This window comes from Sulfitobacter maritimus (assembly GCF_013346665.1).
Taxonomy (GTDB): domain Bacteria; phylum Pseudomonadota; class Alphaproteobacteria; order Rhodobacterales; family Rhodobacteraceae; genus Sulfitobacter; species Sulfitobacter maritimus.
This window is the reverse complement of record NZ_JABVBB010000022.1, coordinates 61,880-76,286: the sequence shown is the minus strand read 5'-3', so window position 1 is coordinate 76,286 and position 14,407 is coordinate 61,880. Positions and strand designations below refer to the sequence as shown.

Sequence of the window (14,407 nt, the reverse complement as noted above, 5' to 3'; positions counted from 1 at the left end):
AATGTCTTTGTCCTCCTCCAAAAGCCGCCGCGCCAAGTTCGATGCGGCTGACCTGACCGGACCGACCAAAGCGGCCATCACCTTTCTCTGCCTGGGTGAGCAGGAAGGCTCGGAGCTTATGAAAAAGCTGGGCCACGACCAGATTGAGCGCATCACCAGCGCCATGAGCCGTCTGGGACCGATCCCCTCTGAGGTGGTGGAGATGGTCTTGGGCGAGTTCACGCAAAAGGTCATCAGTGGCAGCGGGTCGGTTGTTGGATCCTTGTCCGCTGCAGAGTCGATGCTGCGCAAATTCATGCCCGAGGATGAAGTCACCAGCATCCTAGAAGGGCTAAAGACGACCGAGCGCGAAAGCACCATGTGGCGCGGTTTCGCGGCGCTGGACGAGACTGTCATCGCGAATTACCTCAAGGGCGAGCACGAGCAGACCGCAGCGGCGATCTTGAACAATGTGGAAACCTCCGTTGCTGCAAAAGTGCTGCCCCTGCTTGGTCCGGAGCGGATGCGCGATATTGCAGAGCGTATGATCGCGATGGAGCCGGTGCCGCTGCATATGATGCAGCAGATTGAGGAAACGCTGAAGCAAGACATCCTGTCCAACACCATGCACACGAGCTCGGTAGAGACCCATCAGCGTATGGCGGATGTGTTCAACCAGTTGGACGGTCAGGCCTTTGAAGAGCTTTCCTCAGAGCTCGACAAACGCATTCCCGACGCCTTCCAAGCGATCAAACAGCGGATGTTTGTCTTTGATGACCTCTTCCGCCTGCCGATGCAAGATTTGGCGCAGGTGATGCGAGGGCTTGATGGGGCAACGCTGCCGCTGGCGATGCGCGGCGCCAAGAAAGAGCAGCGCGATCATCTGATGGAATGTTTGCCGCAGCGGTCGCGTCAGATGCTGATGGATGAAATGGCGGCCACTGGCCCGGTGCGGGGCCGCGATGTGCGTGCAGCGCAGGCGGCGATGGTGGAATATGCCAAGAGCCTTGCCGACGAAGGCGTCATTGAACTGCCCTCATCGTCAGACGAAGACGAGTTTATTGAATAGTGACGGGTCTCAGCGGTAGGCGCTATAGCCGCCGCCTGAGATCGTGGGGATGTTGATGGTGGCAGTGGCGAAACTGCCCCCCTGCCCGATCGACACAGCGCCCTGCATCAATTGCAGCACCGTGTTGGACTGTGACGCGACGCCTTCCACCGCGTCATGGATCGCGGCGAAGCGCGAGACGAGCTTGTCGACTTCAGCCGGGTCTTTCAGTTTCTCAATGTCGTATTTCTGCTCAAACAGTGCGATCTGACGGTCGAGGTCGACCTGAACCGCTTCGTCAGGTACGCCGAGCGCTCGGCGCATAAACTTTCCCATCTCAGCGTCTTTGAGCACATCCAGCCAACTGTCGATATTCTCGGCTTTGGCCTTGAACTCGAGCGCAATGCCCGCGCCGCTGTTGTCTTCGGCGGCAGAGTTCAACACGACACGTTCCTTGAACCGCTCGACAACTTCGGCCTGCCAATCGGGTTTGTCGAAGTTGTCGCTGCTGCCACCACCGGGATCAAAACCAAGAGCCTGATACAGCTCGCGAATGCGCGGGTCAGATAGGCGGTTCACAAGCGCCGAACTGTCGGTGATGTCGCTTTCGAACACCTTGCGCATCATCGCCTTGCCAAAGATCTGATCTTCCAGATCAAAGGCGCGCATGACGAAGGTGAAAACCTCGGTATCGGCGATCAGCTCCTTGGGGGAGGTGATCGAACCGATCCGTTCTTCAAAGGCTTCGATTTGCCGGGCGTTCAGAGCATTTTTGCCCGCGAGATCAATCTGCTTGTCACGCGTTGCGTCAAACAGCTTGACCGCCACCTGAGTGCTCATGCCGCCCAGCGAGATCATGCGTGCGCGGCCTCTTGCCCCGCGGCGGGCGGAACCGGACGCAGTTGCATCAGTTCGGTCTCGTATTTGAGCACCGCGCGCAGTTCGCTCATCGCTTTGTAGAAATCCGACATGGAGACGAAATTCGCCGCTTCCATGATCCGTGCGCGCATATCTGCGCCAAAGCAACAAGCCAGATCGGCCAAGCCCTGCTGGATCATCGGCAGGATTTGATCGCGTGTATCGGGGCGGATCAGCGCCGTTTGCACCAAGAAATAGACCTTGGAGACAGGCGTAGATTCAGCGTCCGGCTTCAGCAGATCGGATTCGCGCACGATGTCGGCGCGGTTCTCGACCGTCAGCGCTTGGCGGCGGTCGCCGTTGCGGATGACGCAGCCGTTCACGACCACACGTTCACGGGGGCGGAGGGTAAGTTTCAGCATCTTACACCTCCTGCATCTGTGGTGCCGTCTGCCCGGCCAAACCTGCGGCAATGTTGCCATTGATCTCAACGAGACCCGCCAGACGCCCCTCACCTGCCATCAGCGCGGTGCTGTGACGGTCCACCCAAAGCGCGATGGAGATCAGCGACGCTTTCAGCCCATCGGGCATCTTGTTTTCCGGCTCGGACAGGTCAAAGCGCAGGGCCGACCAGAACCGTTGATTTTCGTAGATCGCGTCGCGCAGCCCGGAGGCGAGGATGTTCAACCGCTCGCTCTTATCGTCTGTCGCATCAAAGCCTTGGCCCTTTTCGGCAAGGTCATGTGTGACACGGCTCAGGATGCGGCGCTCGATCTGCCGCGGGGTTTCGCTTTCGCGGATTGTTCGTTTGTATGCTGCCAGCCCCATAGGAATTCTTCCTTGTTTTTCTAAATATTGCTGCCTGCCAACCGCAAGTTCTGAGGCGGTTGGAACGGGGCCAAAGCGTTAGGCTCTGGCCCCAAAAACACTATCCCTTAACGGAACAGGCTCAGGATGTTCTGCGGTGCCTGATTGGCGATCGACAGTGACTGCGATGCCAGCTGTTGTTGAACCTGAAGCGCCTGAAGACGGGCTGCTTCTTCTTCCATGTTCGCGTCAACCATAGCGCCCACACCGGCGTCGAGGTTGTCGGAGAGCTTGGTCAGGAAGTCTTGCTGGTTTTCGATGGATTTTTCCGCCAGGCCGAGACTTGTGGTTGCATTAACGGCATCCGCTACGATCGTGTCAGCCGACGCAAGAGCGCCTTTGAGAAAGGCTGGGCCGGTCGCTAGGGCGGCAGTCGTGCCATCGTCTGCGTCATGATTCCCAACTGCATAGGCGGCAAAATTCGTCGCGAGAGCATCGAATTTCTCGTACATATCGTGAAGATTGACCGAATTTACATCAATGGATGTTGTACTGAAGGACCCCGAACGCGTAACCCCGGTGACAACTTCACGCGATGTTGTAGCGTCATCGGATATTACTCCCGTCCCTGAATAGCTTAGGGCGCCGGTCTGAGTATCCAGTACAACCGTCACATCTGCGGGCGTAGCCGCGTTGTCTTTCTTAGCCGTCCCTGCCGCATTGACCAAATCGTCACCATTAAAAGTAGATTGCGAGATGGTGGTCGCCATTTCGGCCACGAGGTTAGTCAACTCGTCCTGAATTTTGTCGAAACCGCTCTCGCTATTCTGAGCAAATGCGACTTTTTCTCGAAACTCAGTCGCCAACGCGCTGAACTGCTCCGCACCGACGCGCGCCGTAGCTATAGAGTTTTTAGTAAGCGTAAGGCTTTCGTTGACCGCTTTGGTCATGCCGCTATCGCCCTTCATGGTCTCAGAAATCGCGAAATAAGACGCGTTATCTTTGCCGGAAGAGACCTTCAGACCCGTGGAAATGCGGTCCTGTGTCTGATTGAGGCTTGAGTTGACGTTCCGCAAAGTCGACAGCGCGTTCATCGCAGAGGTGTTCGTGTTGATAGAAGACATATTATATCCAATACTATTCTAGCAGTGCTATCTGTCGTCTTTCTGACAACGGCGGAGCTCTCGCCCCGCAGGCTTCAACTGCTACCCGGCGCCGTTCAGCGCCGAGTAGTTATCTAACTTCAGCGGAACAGGCTCAGAATGTTCTGCGGTGCCTGATTGGCGATTGACAGGGACTGCGATGCAAGCTGCTGCTGAACCTGAAGCGCCTGAAGACGGGCGGCTTCTTCTTCCATGTTTGCGTCAACCATGGCGCCCACACCGGCGTCGAGGTTGTCCGCAAGCTTTGTCAGAAAGTTCTGCTGGTTCTCAATCGATTTTTCAGCAAGACCCAACTTCGTCTCTTCGCTGACCAAATGAGCAACGTTCTTATCAGCTGTCGTCAAAGCCGCCTCAAGGAATGCTGCGCCGCCAGTTCCAGCATTTGTGGCAAAAGTCTCGGCGATCGCATCAAATTCCATCATGGCTGAGTAGAGATCCGCGCCATCAACCTTAATAGAAGTCGTGGAAAAGCTCCCTGACGATCGTGACACACCGGTAATCACTTCGCGGGAAACGTTTTCTTTACCGTAAGTTGGAGTTCCGGCGAAAGCGCCGTCAGTCCCAGCACGACCGGTGCCAATTGCTTTCTCATGATATGTAATGGTCCCTGCGTCGTCCATTGCAGCATAGACTTCGTCAGTAGTGGGATCCGCAGCTTGGTAACCTGCACCACCAGCGTTGATAAGATCGTCGCCATTGAACGTCGCTTGGGAAAGCGTGGTTTTCATTTCGGAGACGAGGTTTTTAAGCTCATCCTCGATCTTACCAAAATCGTCTTGGTTGTTTTGAGCGAAAGCAATTTTCTCACGGAAGTCTGTTGCCAGATCACTAAACTGTTCCGCACCGACGCGCGCTGTCGCCACAGAATTTTTGGTGAGAGTGAGGCTTTCGTTGACCGCTTTGGTCATACCGCTATCGCCCTTCATGGTTTCAGAAATCGCGAAATAAGACGCGTTGTCTTTACCAGACGAGACTTTCAGACCAGTGGAAATACGGTCCTGTGTTTGATTGAGGCTTGAGTTGACGTTCCGCAAGGTCGCCAGCGCGTTCATCGCAGATGTGTTTGTGTTGATAGAAGACATAATAAATCCAGTACTATTCTAGCAGTGCTATCTGTCGTCTTTCTGACAACGGCGGGGCTCTTTCCCCCGCAGACTTTAACTGCTACCCGGCACCGTTCAGCACCGAGTAGATATTTAACTTTAGCGGAACAGGCTTAGGATGTTCTGCGGTGCCTGATTGGCGATCGACAGTGACTGCGATGCCAGCTGCTGCTGAACCTGAAGCGCCTGAAGACGGGCGGCTTCTTCTTCCATGTTTGCGTCAACCATGGCGCCCACACCTGCATCAAGGTTATCAGCGAGCTTGGTCAAAAAGCCTTGCTGGTTCTCGATGGATTTTTCTGCGAGGCCGAGGCTGGTTTCCGCGGTAAGAATGTTGCCAACTTCTTTTTCAGCAAGCTTCAGCACGTTTTGGAGATACAAATCACCCTTGGTAGTGCCGGGGGAACCTGTGGAATCCGTCGTCACTGCAGCATTCGTAGCAAAATCAGTCGCGATTTTATCGAAAACGTCGACACGTCCGGTCAAATCCACGGAGTCGAATGAAATCGAGGTAGTTGCGAAACCGCTGCTCCGCGTCACCCCAGTGACAACATCACGCGTTGCGGTTGTCTCAACATCACCAGTCATCACCCCCTCGTCCGTGATTGTGGCATTGGCTGTCGCAGTATCGGCGGCGTTGACCAGGTCGTCGCCGTTGAAGGTCGACTGAGAAACCGTGGTCTTCATGTCGGCGACGAGCTTCGTCAGTTCTTCGGCAACCTTATCGAAATCGTCTTGGTTGTTTTGAGCAAACGCGAGCTTTTCAAGAAATTGGTTCGCAAGTTCACCGACTTGTTCGGTGCCAACACGCGCGGTAGCGATGGAGTTTTTTGTGAGCGTAAGGCTTTCGTTAACAGCCTTCGTCATACCGCTATCACCCTTCATCGTCTCCGAAATGGCAAAGTAAGACGCATTGTCTTTGCCCGAAGAAACTTTAAGGCCCGTCGAAATCCGGTCTTGCGTTTGGTTTAGGTTCGAATTGACATTCCGCAGCGTCGACAACGCATTCATCGCTGATGTGTTTGTGTTGATCGAAGACATACTCTTACTCCAGACTATTCTAGTTCGTTATGTCGTCGTTCTGACAACTGCGGGGCGAACCCGCTTGATTACGTTTTTACGCGAAAAACTGGCAACATTGAGGCAATTCAGAAACTTTTGTCCACCGTTGTCATCACTGTTGCGCGGTTGTCACGTTTAGCACCGCTTCGGCCGTAAATACCTGCAATGCTGTGCTTTTCCCGGATTTGGGAAACTTCTTTAATCATCTCTGCGGTGGCTTGGCGGGCCAGTTGCAGGTGGTGATGATCACGCGCGATCAGGTCTTTTAGATCGCGTAACTTGTCTTTGCTTACCGCTTCGGGGTTCTCGCTAAGCTGGTGTTCAAGCTCGGCGGCGATTCGGGCTTTCTCGCTGGCGAAACCGACCAGTTGATCGAAAGAGCCGCCCTCAACTGCCGCAATCTCGCGGCGCAGCAGATTGCCGAGCGCGTCGACAGTTGCGAGGGCTTTACGCGGATCGCTCATTTCGCAGCTCCCGATTGATAGCGGGCCATGGCGGTTTCAATGCTGCGCGCGATTCCGGTGCTGTTTTGCTCAGCGATGCTTTCGCCAATCGCGTTGGACAGAAAGCTGCGCCATGTTTCTTCTGCATGGCCCCCGCCAAAACTGCCGACATCAACGGTGGAGAGCATTTCATCGACCATCTGACCGAGGAACATCGCCTCAAATTCCTTGGCCGATTCCGCCGTCACCGGGTCGGCTGTGCGCGGTGCGGAAGTGATTTTGGCGACGTTGGCCGGAGTGGGAAGGGATGCAAATTCCACGATCAGCCCTCAGATGATTTCAAGGTCGGCGTGCAAAGCACCCGCGGCCTTGATGGATTGCAGGATCGAAATGGTTTCCGTCGCGCCGACGCCGATGGCGTTAAGCCCATCGACCAGCCGTTGCAGGCTCACCGATCCGTCGATCACGGCGAATTGGGCATCGCGCTCTTCGACCTCGACCGACGTGTTGGGCACGACCACGGTGGTCCCGCCAATCGACAGGGTCTCGGGCTGGCTGACGTTGAAATCATCGCGGACGGTCACGGTCAGGCCACCTTGACTGACAGCGACTTGGTCAATGCGGACATTCGCGCCGATAACGATGGTGCCGGAACGTGCGTCGATCACCACTTTGGCCACCTGATCTGGCTGCACCTGAAGCGGCTCGATCAGGGCCATGGTCTCCATCAGGGACTCTTTGCCGAACGGGGTGACGGAAATAGTGCGCGAGTCCAGTGCAGTGGCGACGGGGCCAACAGCTTGGTTGATGGCACGCTCGACCCGTTGGGCGGTGACGAAATCGGGGTTGCGCAGGGCCAGTTTGATGGTGCTCAGCTCGTTGAACTCGAAGGCGACCTCGCGCTCCACGATGGCGCCATTGTCGATCCGGGCGCCTGTTGGCACGCCTTCGACGATGGAGGCGTTCAGCCCCTGAGCGGCAAATCCAGCGACGGCAATCGGGCCTTGGGCGACGGCGTAGATCTCACCATCCGCGGCGGTCAGCGGGGTCACGATCAAAGTGCCGCCGCGCAGCGAGGAGGCATCGCCGAGCGAGGAGACGACCACGTCAATGGTGCTGCCCATCCGCGCAAAGGGCGGCAAGGAGGCGGTGACCATGACCGCAGCCGTGTTGGCGGTGCGCATCTGATCTTCGGTCAGATTGCCAATGCCAAGCCGCTCCAACATGCCCTCAATCGCGCGTTCGGTAAAAGGCGCGTTGCGCAGGCTGTCGCCGGTACCGTTGAGGCCCACAACAAGCCCGTAGCCCACCAATTGGTTCGCCCGCACGCCCTCAACCGTCACGATGTCCTTGATCCGCACCTGTGCGCTGGCCGGAGCGGCCAAAGCCAATGTGAGGCTGATCAGAAGGAATTTGAACATGGTTTTCATGGTCGGCGGTCCGGTCAGAGGTAATTGAGGAAAGACAGGCGCGACAGACGCGCGGTGACGGCAAAGCTGGAGTCGAGTTGGTTCTGCAATTGGGTCAGCCGGGTGGCGGCGTCATATTGGTCCGCCCCTTCGAGTTTCAGCGTTTCTTGGTCCAGAAACTGCCCGCGGCTTTGCTGCGCTGCGAGCGTGTCTTGCAACTGCGCGCGTTTCAGGCCGGTGACGGTCTCAAGATCAACGAGCCCTTCCAGCCCCGCGCCGATGGCGCTGCGTGCCTCACTGAGCCAAGCCTCACGGGCCTCTGTATCCATGATGTCGCCCGCGTCCACCGCGCTCAGCATCGCCAGCCCGCGCATCAAATCGCGTATCGCCGGGTCGTTGGCCTGCACGCCTTGGGTCAGGGTTTGTGTCTCTGAGGTGCGCGAGGTCAGCGGCGGACTGCCGGAGGGCGCGCCGTTGTAGAACGTCTGCTCGAAATTGTGGCCTGCGAAGCCGGCGTTGTCGTCAAAGCCGGCTTTCAACCTGCTGATCGCGGTCTGCACGTCCGCGATTGTCTGCGGGGTGCCGCCGATCATGTGGTCAACCGACTCTGCAGGGGATTCACCGGTTCTGGGGTTGACCTCATCCCAAGCTTGCAGCGGGTTCACATCACTGCGGGTGCCGGCCATGAGGTAGCCTGAACTGTCCCCCACCGCTGCGCGCTGAATCACCGTATCAAGGGCCGAACGCGCCGCCAGTGTAAGATAGCTTGACGATGGCCCGCCAGAGACCGTCGCCGTCAACGCCTGTTCCATCACCGCCTGCCCCGCATCACGGATCGCGCCGAGCGAAGTTTCCACCGCCAGAAAACGGCGGTCGAGCAGCGTGTTGGAGGTGATAAAACCGTCATTGCGCGCGACCTGCATGCGGATCGCAATCGCGTCAGAGGATTTATGGCCCAGATCATCATAGGGCCGCGCCTTGAGCCCGGTGCTCAACTCCTGAGACACTTGTGTCAGTTCCGAGGTCAACCGGCTGGTGGTTTCACGTTGCCGCAGGCTGTGCAACGCGGTGGAGACGGTACGAGAGATATCGCTCATCTGATCCTCACACGCTGCTTAATAGGGTATCGAGCATATTCGTCAGGCTGTTGAGCACCTGCGAATTTGCCCCGTAGGATTGTTCGATTTCCATCAACTTTTGCAGTTCGGTGTCGATGTTAACCCCTTCGACACCGCTGCGGTTGTCCTCGAAGGTGACAAGTCGGATGCGGGCGGTCTCGGCCTGCGAGTCGGCTGTGACACGGACCATGTTTTGATGGCCCACCATATCGGCCGCGAAATCACCGATTGTTGCATTGGCGTTCAGCCCGCTGGCTGGGGCAAAGGCGAAGCCGGAGTCGAAGACGTCGATGAACGCGTTAATCTGAGTCGAATCGCCGGGCTCTCGGCTCACGGTTGCCGCAGCACCGTCCCGCAGGCGCGACAGCATTCCACCGCGCTCGGGGTCGACGCTGGCGTTCAGCGCAAGACGCCCCGCCAGACCATCGGCCTGCGCCGGGTCAAAGGCAGCGCCCGCATCAGTAAACAGCCCCGCATCGCCCGGGCCGCGCGACATATCGGCGGCTTCAAAACTCTGCACCAACCCGCGGGCCAGTTCATCCAGTTGCAGTTTCATCTGCGGCAAATCGCGGGAGATGATCTGGCTCAGACCCGCCAGCCGCCCGCTGTCCGACCCGCGTGCTCCGGTGGCTCCGGGGGTGATATTGATCGTGCCTGCAAATAGCGCACCGCTATCAGGATCTGCGGTCAGTTGCACAGCATCATCGCCATTGACCAATTCAGTGCCGCCGGTGGTGTGTAGGGTCAACGAACCGTCCGTTTCCCAGCGGCTGGTGAAGTCCATCTGCGCGCCCAAGGCGTCCAGACGGCGGTTCATTTCGTCCTTCAAGCTGTTGACCGCGCCCGCGTCTGGCCCTGCAACGCGGAGCTTTTCGTTCAGCTTGGCGATGTCGGCCAGGGCGCTGTTGGTTTCTTTCACGCTCGTCAGATAGCTCTCACCCGCCTGCACCCGGCTGTCTTCGATTGAATTCGCGGCGTTGTTGAGGCTCTGCACCAAGGTTTTCGCGCGAGAGAGGAGGTCGTTCTGCGCGGCGGGATCTGCGGGATTGTTCGACAACAGGTCCAGCCCAGCCTGAAACTCGGCAAGGCGGGCAGCGGGGGAGATTTCGTCATTGGGGTTGCCCAAGGTGAGCAGATAGCCGCCCAGCACCTCATTTGCGACCTGAGCCTGCCCCATTTCGGCGGCGGCGTTGCGGGTCAATCCCGCGAGCCGTTCGTCCATCTGCCGCACCATGCGCAGTTCAACACCGCTGCCCTGCCCGCCGGTGCTGACCTGAGCGCCATCGCGCCGCGCATAGCCTTCGGTCTGGGCGTGGGCGATGTTGCCCGCGACCAGATTGGCCCGCCCTTCGGTGGCGCTGAGCCCACTGCGGGCGACGTTAAAGGCAGAGGAGATGCTCATTCAGGCACCTGTTTTAGCGTTTGATACGCAGGGTTTCGTCCAGCATCTCATCGCTGGTGGTGATGATCTTCGCGCTTGAAGAATAGGCCCGTTGGGTCTGGATCAGATCGGTCAGTTCCTGCGCGATATCGACATTGGCCCCTTCCAGAGAACCGCTGTTGATACTGCCCAGACCGTTAGACATCGGCCCGCCAAGGCTCACCGCCCCGGAGGCGCGGGTGGCCACATAGGCGTTGCCATCGACCGAGCGCATCTGATCGGGGTTTGCGACATTCGCGAGTGGCACTTGGAACAAGGCGCGGCGCTGGCCATTGTCAAAGACACCAAAGAGCACGCCGGTATCGCTCATCTCTGCCCGCTCAAGACTGCCTGTTTCAGTGCCGTCGTCGGTGAATTGCGGCGGGGTATAGTCGCCCGCAAATTGGGTCATGCCCTGAAAGGTCCCAGGTGCGCCGAAGTTGATTTCCAATGTCTGCGGCGTGGCACCGTTGTTGATCGGCAGGGTGACGATCCCAGTTGCCGGATCGATGGGCAAAGGGTTTGCAATGTCTGGCGTGTAGGAGGCCGGACTGCCCGCGCCGACGCCGCTGTCGGTAAAGTTGACCGTCGCTGTCCCATAGTCGTGGCCACTCGCGTCACGGATGTTCACCGACCATTCATTGGCGGTCGCACTGGGCTGCCACGACAGGGTCACTTGATCCGAACCGCCCAAGGGGTTCACATAGCGCAGCGTCGATTCAAATGGCGCGCCGGGTGTCGCCTGTCCGGTCTCTTGCGAAGGGATATTGCCCGAGACATCGACCCGCGAGCTTGGCGTGCCTTGCACCTGATAGCTGGCGATATTGACCGTGCTCAGATCGGTATAGCTGGTGCTGCTTACACTGCCGGTGGCCCCAGTGGCGTCTGTGGGGTAGCCGCTGAGGTAATAGCCGGCTGAATTGCGCAGGTTGCCGTCTTGGTCAGGCGTGAAAGAGCCTGCGCGGGTCAGGTAGTAATTTGCTTCAACCGGATCATTCGGATTACGCGATACGACAAAGAACCCGTCGCCCTGCACAGCAAAATCAGTCGAACGACCCGTCCCCATGATATTGCCGTTGGCAGAGATATCCGCGCGCACATCGCTGAGCACACCCGCCTGTGTCGAACCGGTGTTCTGAGTCACAAACTCCGAGAACGTCCGCCGATAGCCCACTGTGTTGGCGTTGGCGATGTTGCTCGAAATGTTCTGCACTCGGGAGGAGTTGGCCTGCAACCCGCTGACCCCGATCTGAAGGGCGCCTGTAATGCTCATGACGTGGTCCTGCTCGCTATTATTATTCTTGCGTTATACATGAATAGGGGCAACTTGCATGCATAAATCAAGAATAAAATCTATGTTTGATAATTTTATCACTCGCTTTCCTTTACGTCGGTGACATTGGTCACCGCGTCCAGAATGCGATCTGCACTGCGCATACTCAGGCGCATCATCTCTTGACCTGGTGGCCCTGTCTCTGCTTCCCCGCCTAATGTGGCGGCAATCTCGGTCCAGCCCGGCAGTTCGGTCAGCGTTGGAAAGGCCGAAGCCGCCCGCGCCACGGTTTCCCTGTCGCCCGTTTCATAGGCAGCAAGGGTCAGACGCGTCGCATCGGCAAAGCTGAATTGGTCGGGATGGGTCTGCCACATCTCTAAGAAAGCCAGCCGCGCGGCCACCCATTTGCCAGTTTCATAAAGGGCAACAGCCCGGCTGCGCCGCAGCCCCATGTCTTGCGCCTTGACCCGCAGCGTGGCGAGTTCGTCAGACCGACCGGCCTGCGCCAGGGCGTCGATCAACAGAGCTTCGGCCTCGGCATTGATCCCCTGCGCATTGGCAAAACCGCTGAGCAAATCCACCGCCGCATCCGCCTGCCCCCCGGCCAACAGGGCGCGGGCTTCCTTGGTCCGCAGATCCGCGATCAGGTCCGGGTCTGCCGCTGCCACACCCGAACGCCCGCCCGCTTCGGCAAGCTCCCGCAACGCACGGAACTCCCGCGCGGCAAGCGCTGTCATTCCAGTGTCGAGCAGCCGTTGCGGGACCGCCATGGCATGCGCAGCAAACCCCGCATCAAAGCGCCACCGGTGCGCGATCCGGGCATGGCCCTCAAGAAAAGCCGACAGGTCGATCTCACCAGCCGCACCAGCGCTGTAAAAACTGCCATAGACCGCCTGCGCCCGCGCGCGGAGTGCTTCTGCCTCGTTGTCAGACGCGTCTCGGAGCAGATGCCCCAAGGCCCAAAGCGCGGCTTCAAGGTCTCCGGCTTCTTCGGCGAGTGACGCCAGAAGCATGACACCCTCACGCGCCGCGTCATCCCCGCTCCACAGCCACCGCGCAGATTTGAGCAGCGCCACGGCATCCGCCAGCGGCAGACTGTCCGTCTCGCGCCCCATGCGCACCAGCGCCAGCCGCGCACGGTGGGCATAGACATCACGGCCCTGTGCGGCTTCGGCATAGCCGTCAAAGGCCATCAGATAGTCGCCCGAAAGCTCCGAAGCCCGCGCCAGAAGGTAGCGATAGGCTGGCCCATCGCGCAGGGCCGCATGGCTGGCAAAACGCTCAGCCAACGCCCGCCCGGCCTCCCAGTCCTCCGCCGCTAGCGCAGCTTCCAGCAGGTCTGGCAAAAGCGCGGCTTCGATCGCGGGAGACAGCGCCTTAAGGCTTGCAATAATATCGGGCAGCAAACGCGCGGCCTCATCCGTCGCGCCAAGGCGGGCAAAGGCTGCGGCACGCAGGGCCTGCCCCTGCCCCCAACCAACCGAGCGCGACACGGCCTGTCCGAGCCCGCCCGCAGAGTTCTGTTGATCCAACAGCGCCAACGCAAGGTCCAGCGTCCGGTACCGCCGCTGCGCGGCCGGGGTCAGACTTTCCGGGTCCAGCGCCGCAAGATAGCCGCCGGCCTCCCTGCGCAACATCCATGCGAGGTGCAGTTCGGCCATATCCAATAGGAGGTTTGCGTTCAGTGTCTTACCAGCCTCAGCCTCGTCTGCCGCGCTGAGCTGAATCATCTGTTCAGAAAGGTCCTGCCGCGCGGTGAGGAAATCGCGCTGCCCTTGTTCGACCAGACGCAACGGCGCGAAAATAGGGGTCTCCTGCGCCATCACTGGTGCTGCAATCACTAAGGAAAGACCAAGAACAATGTTGTGCAAATGCGTCATCTCAATGGATAGATGCACTTTATTCTTGTAAAAATCCATTAATTATTTCACAGTGACCTTGAAAAAGTCACTTCATCCTTGCAACCCTTGAGGTGCGCCATGACAGAATCCACTCATATCAGCATGTCGCTGGCGACCTCGTTGCAGCGCCAGTTGGACATCACCGCAAACAACATCGCGAATGCCAGCACTGCCGGTTACAAGGGCGAGCATGTGGTGTTTGAAAGCTTGTTGCAGGACACCAGCATGTCCGCTGACGATCAGTCGGCTTTTGTCAGTGACACCGGTTCATATATCGACACACGCCCCGGCGCTCTGTCCCAGACTGGCAACCCGCTGGACGTGGCGCTGCATGGCGGAGGGTGGTTTAGCTATCAGACGCCAGAGGGCCAGCAGGCCTATGGCCGCGACGGCAGTTTTGTCATTGATACGCAGGGCAATCTGACGCTCCTGTCCGGTGCGAAATTGCTGGACGCCGGCGGTGCGCCGATCCAACTGCCAACCCAAGGATTGGGCGAGATCAACATTTCTGAGGACGGCACGATTTCCGGCAGCGAGACCGGCCCACTGCGCAAAATCGGCGTCTTCGATATCCCTGAAATTCAAAGCTACAAACGCCTTGGTGGGGGCATGTTGATTGCCCCCGAAGGCTCGGCCAAACCCGGCCCGGCTGAAGGCACCGCCGTGCGCCAAGGCGCGCTGGAGCTCAGCAACGTGAACCCGGTGCGCGAGATGACCCGGCTGATCGACGTGCAGCGCGCCTATGAGCGCACCAATTCCCTGATGGGCAATGCGGACGACCTGCGCCGCGACTCGCTTAAACGCATCATGCAGGCAGTCTGAC

General features: G+C 58.5%; 15 protein-coding genes. 2 read left to right on the top strand and 13 right to left on the bottom strand.

Features of this window, described 5'->3' with window-relative positions; genetic code table 11:
- The first annotated feature begins 1 nt into the window (after window position 1).
- Window positions 2-1,048 (top strand): flagellar motor switch protein FliG, encoded by a 1,047-nt coding sequence (locus HTT03_RS06550; RefSeq protein WP_174859076.1) that lies wholly within the window; start codon window positions 2-4, stop codon window positions 1,046-1,048.
- Between the two features lie 9 nt (window positions 1,049-1,057).
- On the opposite strand, the gene HTT03_RS06545 is transcribed toward HTT03_RS06550, so the two are convergent.
- The 13 genes from HTT03_RS06545 to HTT03_RS06485 all read right to left on the bottom strand — a co-directional run bounded on the left by HTT03_RS06545 (window position 1,058) and on the right by HTT03_RS06485 (window position 13,602).
- Window positions 1,058-1,885, bottom strand: a complete 828-nt coding sequence (locus tag HTT03_RS06545; protein WP_174859075.1) for a DUF1217 domain-containing protein — start codon at window positions 1,883-1,885, stop codon at window positions 1,058-1,060.
- Window positions 1,882-2,307 carry a flagellar biosynthesis repressor FlbT gene (locus tag HTT03_RS06540; protein ID WP_174859074.1) on the bottom strand — a complete coding sequence of 142 codons (426 nt, stop codon included), beginning with the start codon at window positions 2,305-2,307 and terminating at the stop codon, window positions 1,882-1,884. Before HTT03_RS06540 ends, HTT03_RS06545 begins: the two co-directional genes overlap by 4 nt.
- A gap of 1 nt (window position 2,308) precedes the next feature.
- A complete protein-coding gene (flaF, locus tag HTT03_RS06535) occupies window positions 2,309-2,713 on the bottom strand; it encodes a flagellar biosynthesis regulator FlaF (protein WP_174859073.1) in 405 nt (134 codons plus the stop codon).
- A 107-nt stretch (window positions 2,714-2,820) separates the two neighbouring features.
- On the bottom strand, window positions 2,821-3,816 hold the full coding sequence (locus HTT03_RS06530) for a flagellin (protein ID WP_174859072.1): 996 nt from the start codon (window positions 3,814-3,816) through the stop codon (window positions 2,821-2,823).
- 119 nt (window positions 3,817-3,935) lie between these two features.
- Window positions 3,936-4,937: a flagellin gene (locus HTT03_RS06525; RefSeq protein ID WP_174859071.1), complete on the bottom strand. Its 1,002-nt coding sequence runs from the start codon at window positions 4,935-4,937 to the stop codon at window positions 3,936-3,938.
- Window positions 4,938-5,057: 120 nt separating this feature from the next.
- Window positions 5,058-5,999 carry a flagellin N-terminal helical domain-containing protein gene (locus HTT03_RS06520; RefSeq protein ID WP_174859070.1) on the bottom strand — a complete coding sequence of 314 codons (942 nt, stop codon included), beginning with the start codon at window positions 5,997-5,999 and terminating at the stop codon, window positions 5,058-5,060.
- Between the two features lie 107 nt (window positions 6,000-6,106).
- Window positions 6,107-6,484 (bottom strand): hypothetical protein, encoded by a 378-nt coding sequence (locus tag HTT03_RS06515; RefSeq protein WP_174859069.1) that lies wholly within the window; start codon window positions 6,482-6,484, stop codon window positions 6,107-6,109.
- Entirely contained in the window at window positions 6,481-6,783 is a 303-nt protein-coding gene (locus HTT03_RS18880) for a rod-binding protein (protein WP_343035718.1), read from the bottom strand. Before HTT03_RS18880 ends, HTT03_RS06515 begins: the two co-directional genes overlap by 4 nt.
- Window positions 6,784-6,792: 9 nt before the next feature.
- Window positions 6,793-7,893: a flagellar basal body P-ring protein FlgI gene (locus HTT03_RS06505; protein WP_174859068.1), complete on the bottom strand. Its 1,101-nt coding sequence runs from the start codon at window positions 7,891-7,893 to the stop codon at window positions 6,793-6,795.
- Between the two features lie 14 nt (window positions 7,894-7,907).
- Window positions 7,908-8,969 carry a flagellin gene (locus HTT03_RS06500; protein WP_174859067.1) on the bottom strand — a complete coding sequence of 354 codons (1,062 nt, stop codon included), beginning with the start codon at window positions 8,967-8,969 and terminating at the stop codon, window positions 7,908-7,910.
- Window positions 8,970-8,976: 7 nt separating this feature from the next.
- Window positions 8,977-10,392 carry a flagellar hook-associated protein FlgK gene (gene flgK, locus HTT03_RS06495; RefSeq protein ID WP_174859066.1) on the bottom strand — a complete coding sequence of 472 codons (1,416 nt, stop codon included), beginning with the start codon at window positions 10,390-10,392 and terminating at the stop codon, window positions 8,977-8,979.
- A gap of 13 nt (window positions 10,393-10,405) precedes the next feature.
- On the bottom strand, window positions 10,406-11,683 hold the full coding sequence (locus HTT03_RS06490) for a flagellar hook protein FlgE (RefSeq protein WP_174859065.1): 1,278 nt from the start codon (window positions 11,681-11,683) through the stop codon (window positions 10,406-10,408).
- 98 nt (window positions 11,684-11,781) lie between these two features.
- The gene (locus tag HTT03_RS06485) at window positions 11,782-13,602 is read right to left on the bottom strand and encodes a hypothetical protein (protein ID WP_174859064.1); all 1,821 of its coding nucleotides are present in this window, start codon (window positions 13,600-13,602) and stop codon (window positions 11,782-11,784) included.
- A gap of 60 nt (window positions 13,603-13,662) precedes the next feature.
- On the opposite strand from HTT03_RS06485, the gene flgF reads away from it, so the two are divergent.
- Entirely contained in the window at window positions 13,663-14,406 is a 744-nt protein-coding gene (flgF, locus tag HTT03_RS06480; RefSeq protein ID WP_174859063.1) for a flagellar basal-body rod protein FlgF, read from the top strand.
- Window position 14,407 lies beyond the last annotated feature (1 nt).

Coding starts and splice junctions, on each gene's coding strand:
- flgF (WP_174859063.1), top strand. CDS start 13,663: ATGACAGAATCCACTCATATCAGCATGTCGCTGGCGACCTCGTTGCAG.
- HTT03_RS06485 (WP_174859064.1), bottom strand. CDS start 13,602: ATGGATTTTTACAAGAATAAAGTGCATCTATCCATTGAGATGACGCAT.
- HTT03_RS06520 (WP_174859070.1), bottom strand. CDS start 5,999: ATGTCTTCGATCAACACAAACACATCAGCGATGAATGCGTTGTCGACG.
- flgK (WP_174859066.1), bottom strand. CDS start 10,392: ATGAGCATCTCCTCTGCCTTTAACGTCGCCCGCAGTGGGCTCAGCGCC.
- HTT03_RS06525 (WP_174859071.1), bottom strand. CDS start 4,937: ATGTCTTCTATCAACACAAACACATCTGCGATGAACGCGCTGGCGACC.
- HTT03_RS06540 (WP_174859074.1), bottom strand. CDS start 2,307: ATGCTGAAACTTACCCTCCGCCCCCGTGAACGTGTGGTCGTGAACGGC.
- flaF (WP_174859073.1), bottom strand. CDS start 2,713: ATGGGGCTGGCAGCATACAAACGAACAATCCGCGAAAGCGAAACCCCG.
- HTT03_RS06515 (WP_174859069.1), bottom strand. CDS start 6,484: ATGAGCGATCCGCGTAAAGCCCTCGCAACTGTCGACGCGCTCGGCAAT.
- HTT03_RS06505 (WP_174859068.1), bottom strand. CDS start 7,893: ATGAAAACCATGTTCAAATTCCTTCTGATCAGCCTCACATTGGCTTTG.
- HTT03_RS06490 (WP_174859065.1), bottom strand. CDS start 11,683: ATGAGCATTACAGGCGCCCTTCAGATCGGGGTCAGCGGGTTGCAGGCC.
- HTT03_RS06550 (WP_174859076.1), top strand. CDS start 2: ATGTCTTTGTCCTCCTCCAAAAGCCGCCGCGCCAAGTTCGATGCGGCT.
- HTT03_RS06530 (WP_174859072.1), bottom strand. CDS start 3,816: ATGTCTTCTATCAACACGAACACCTCTGCGATGAACGCGCTGTCGACT.
- HTT03_RS06545 (WP_174859075.1), bottom strand. CDS start 1,885: ATGATCTCGCTGGGCGGCATGAGCACTCAGGTGGCGGTCAAGCTGTTT.
- HTT03_RS06500 (WP_174859067.1), bottom strand. CDS start 8,969: ATGAGCGATATCTCTCGTACCGTCTCCACCGCGTTGCACAGCCTGCGG.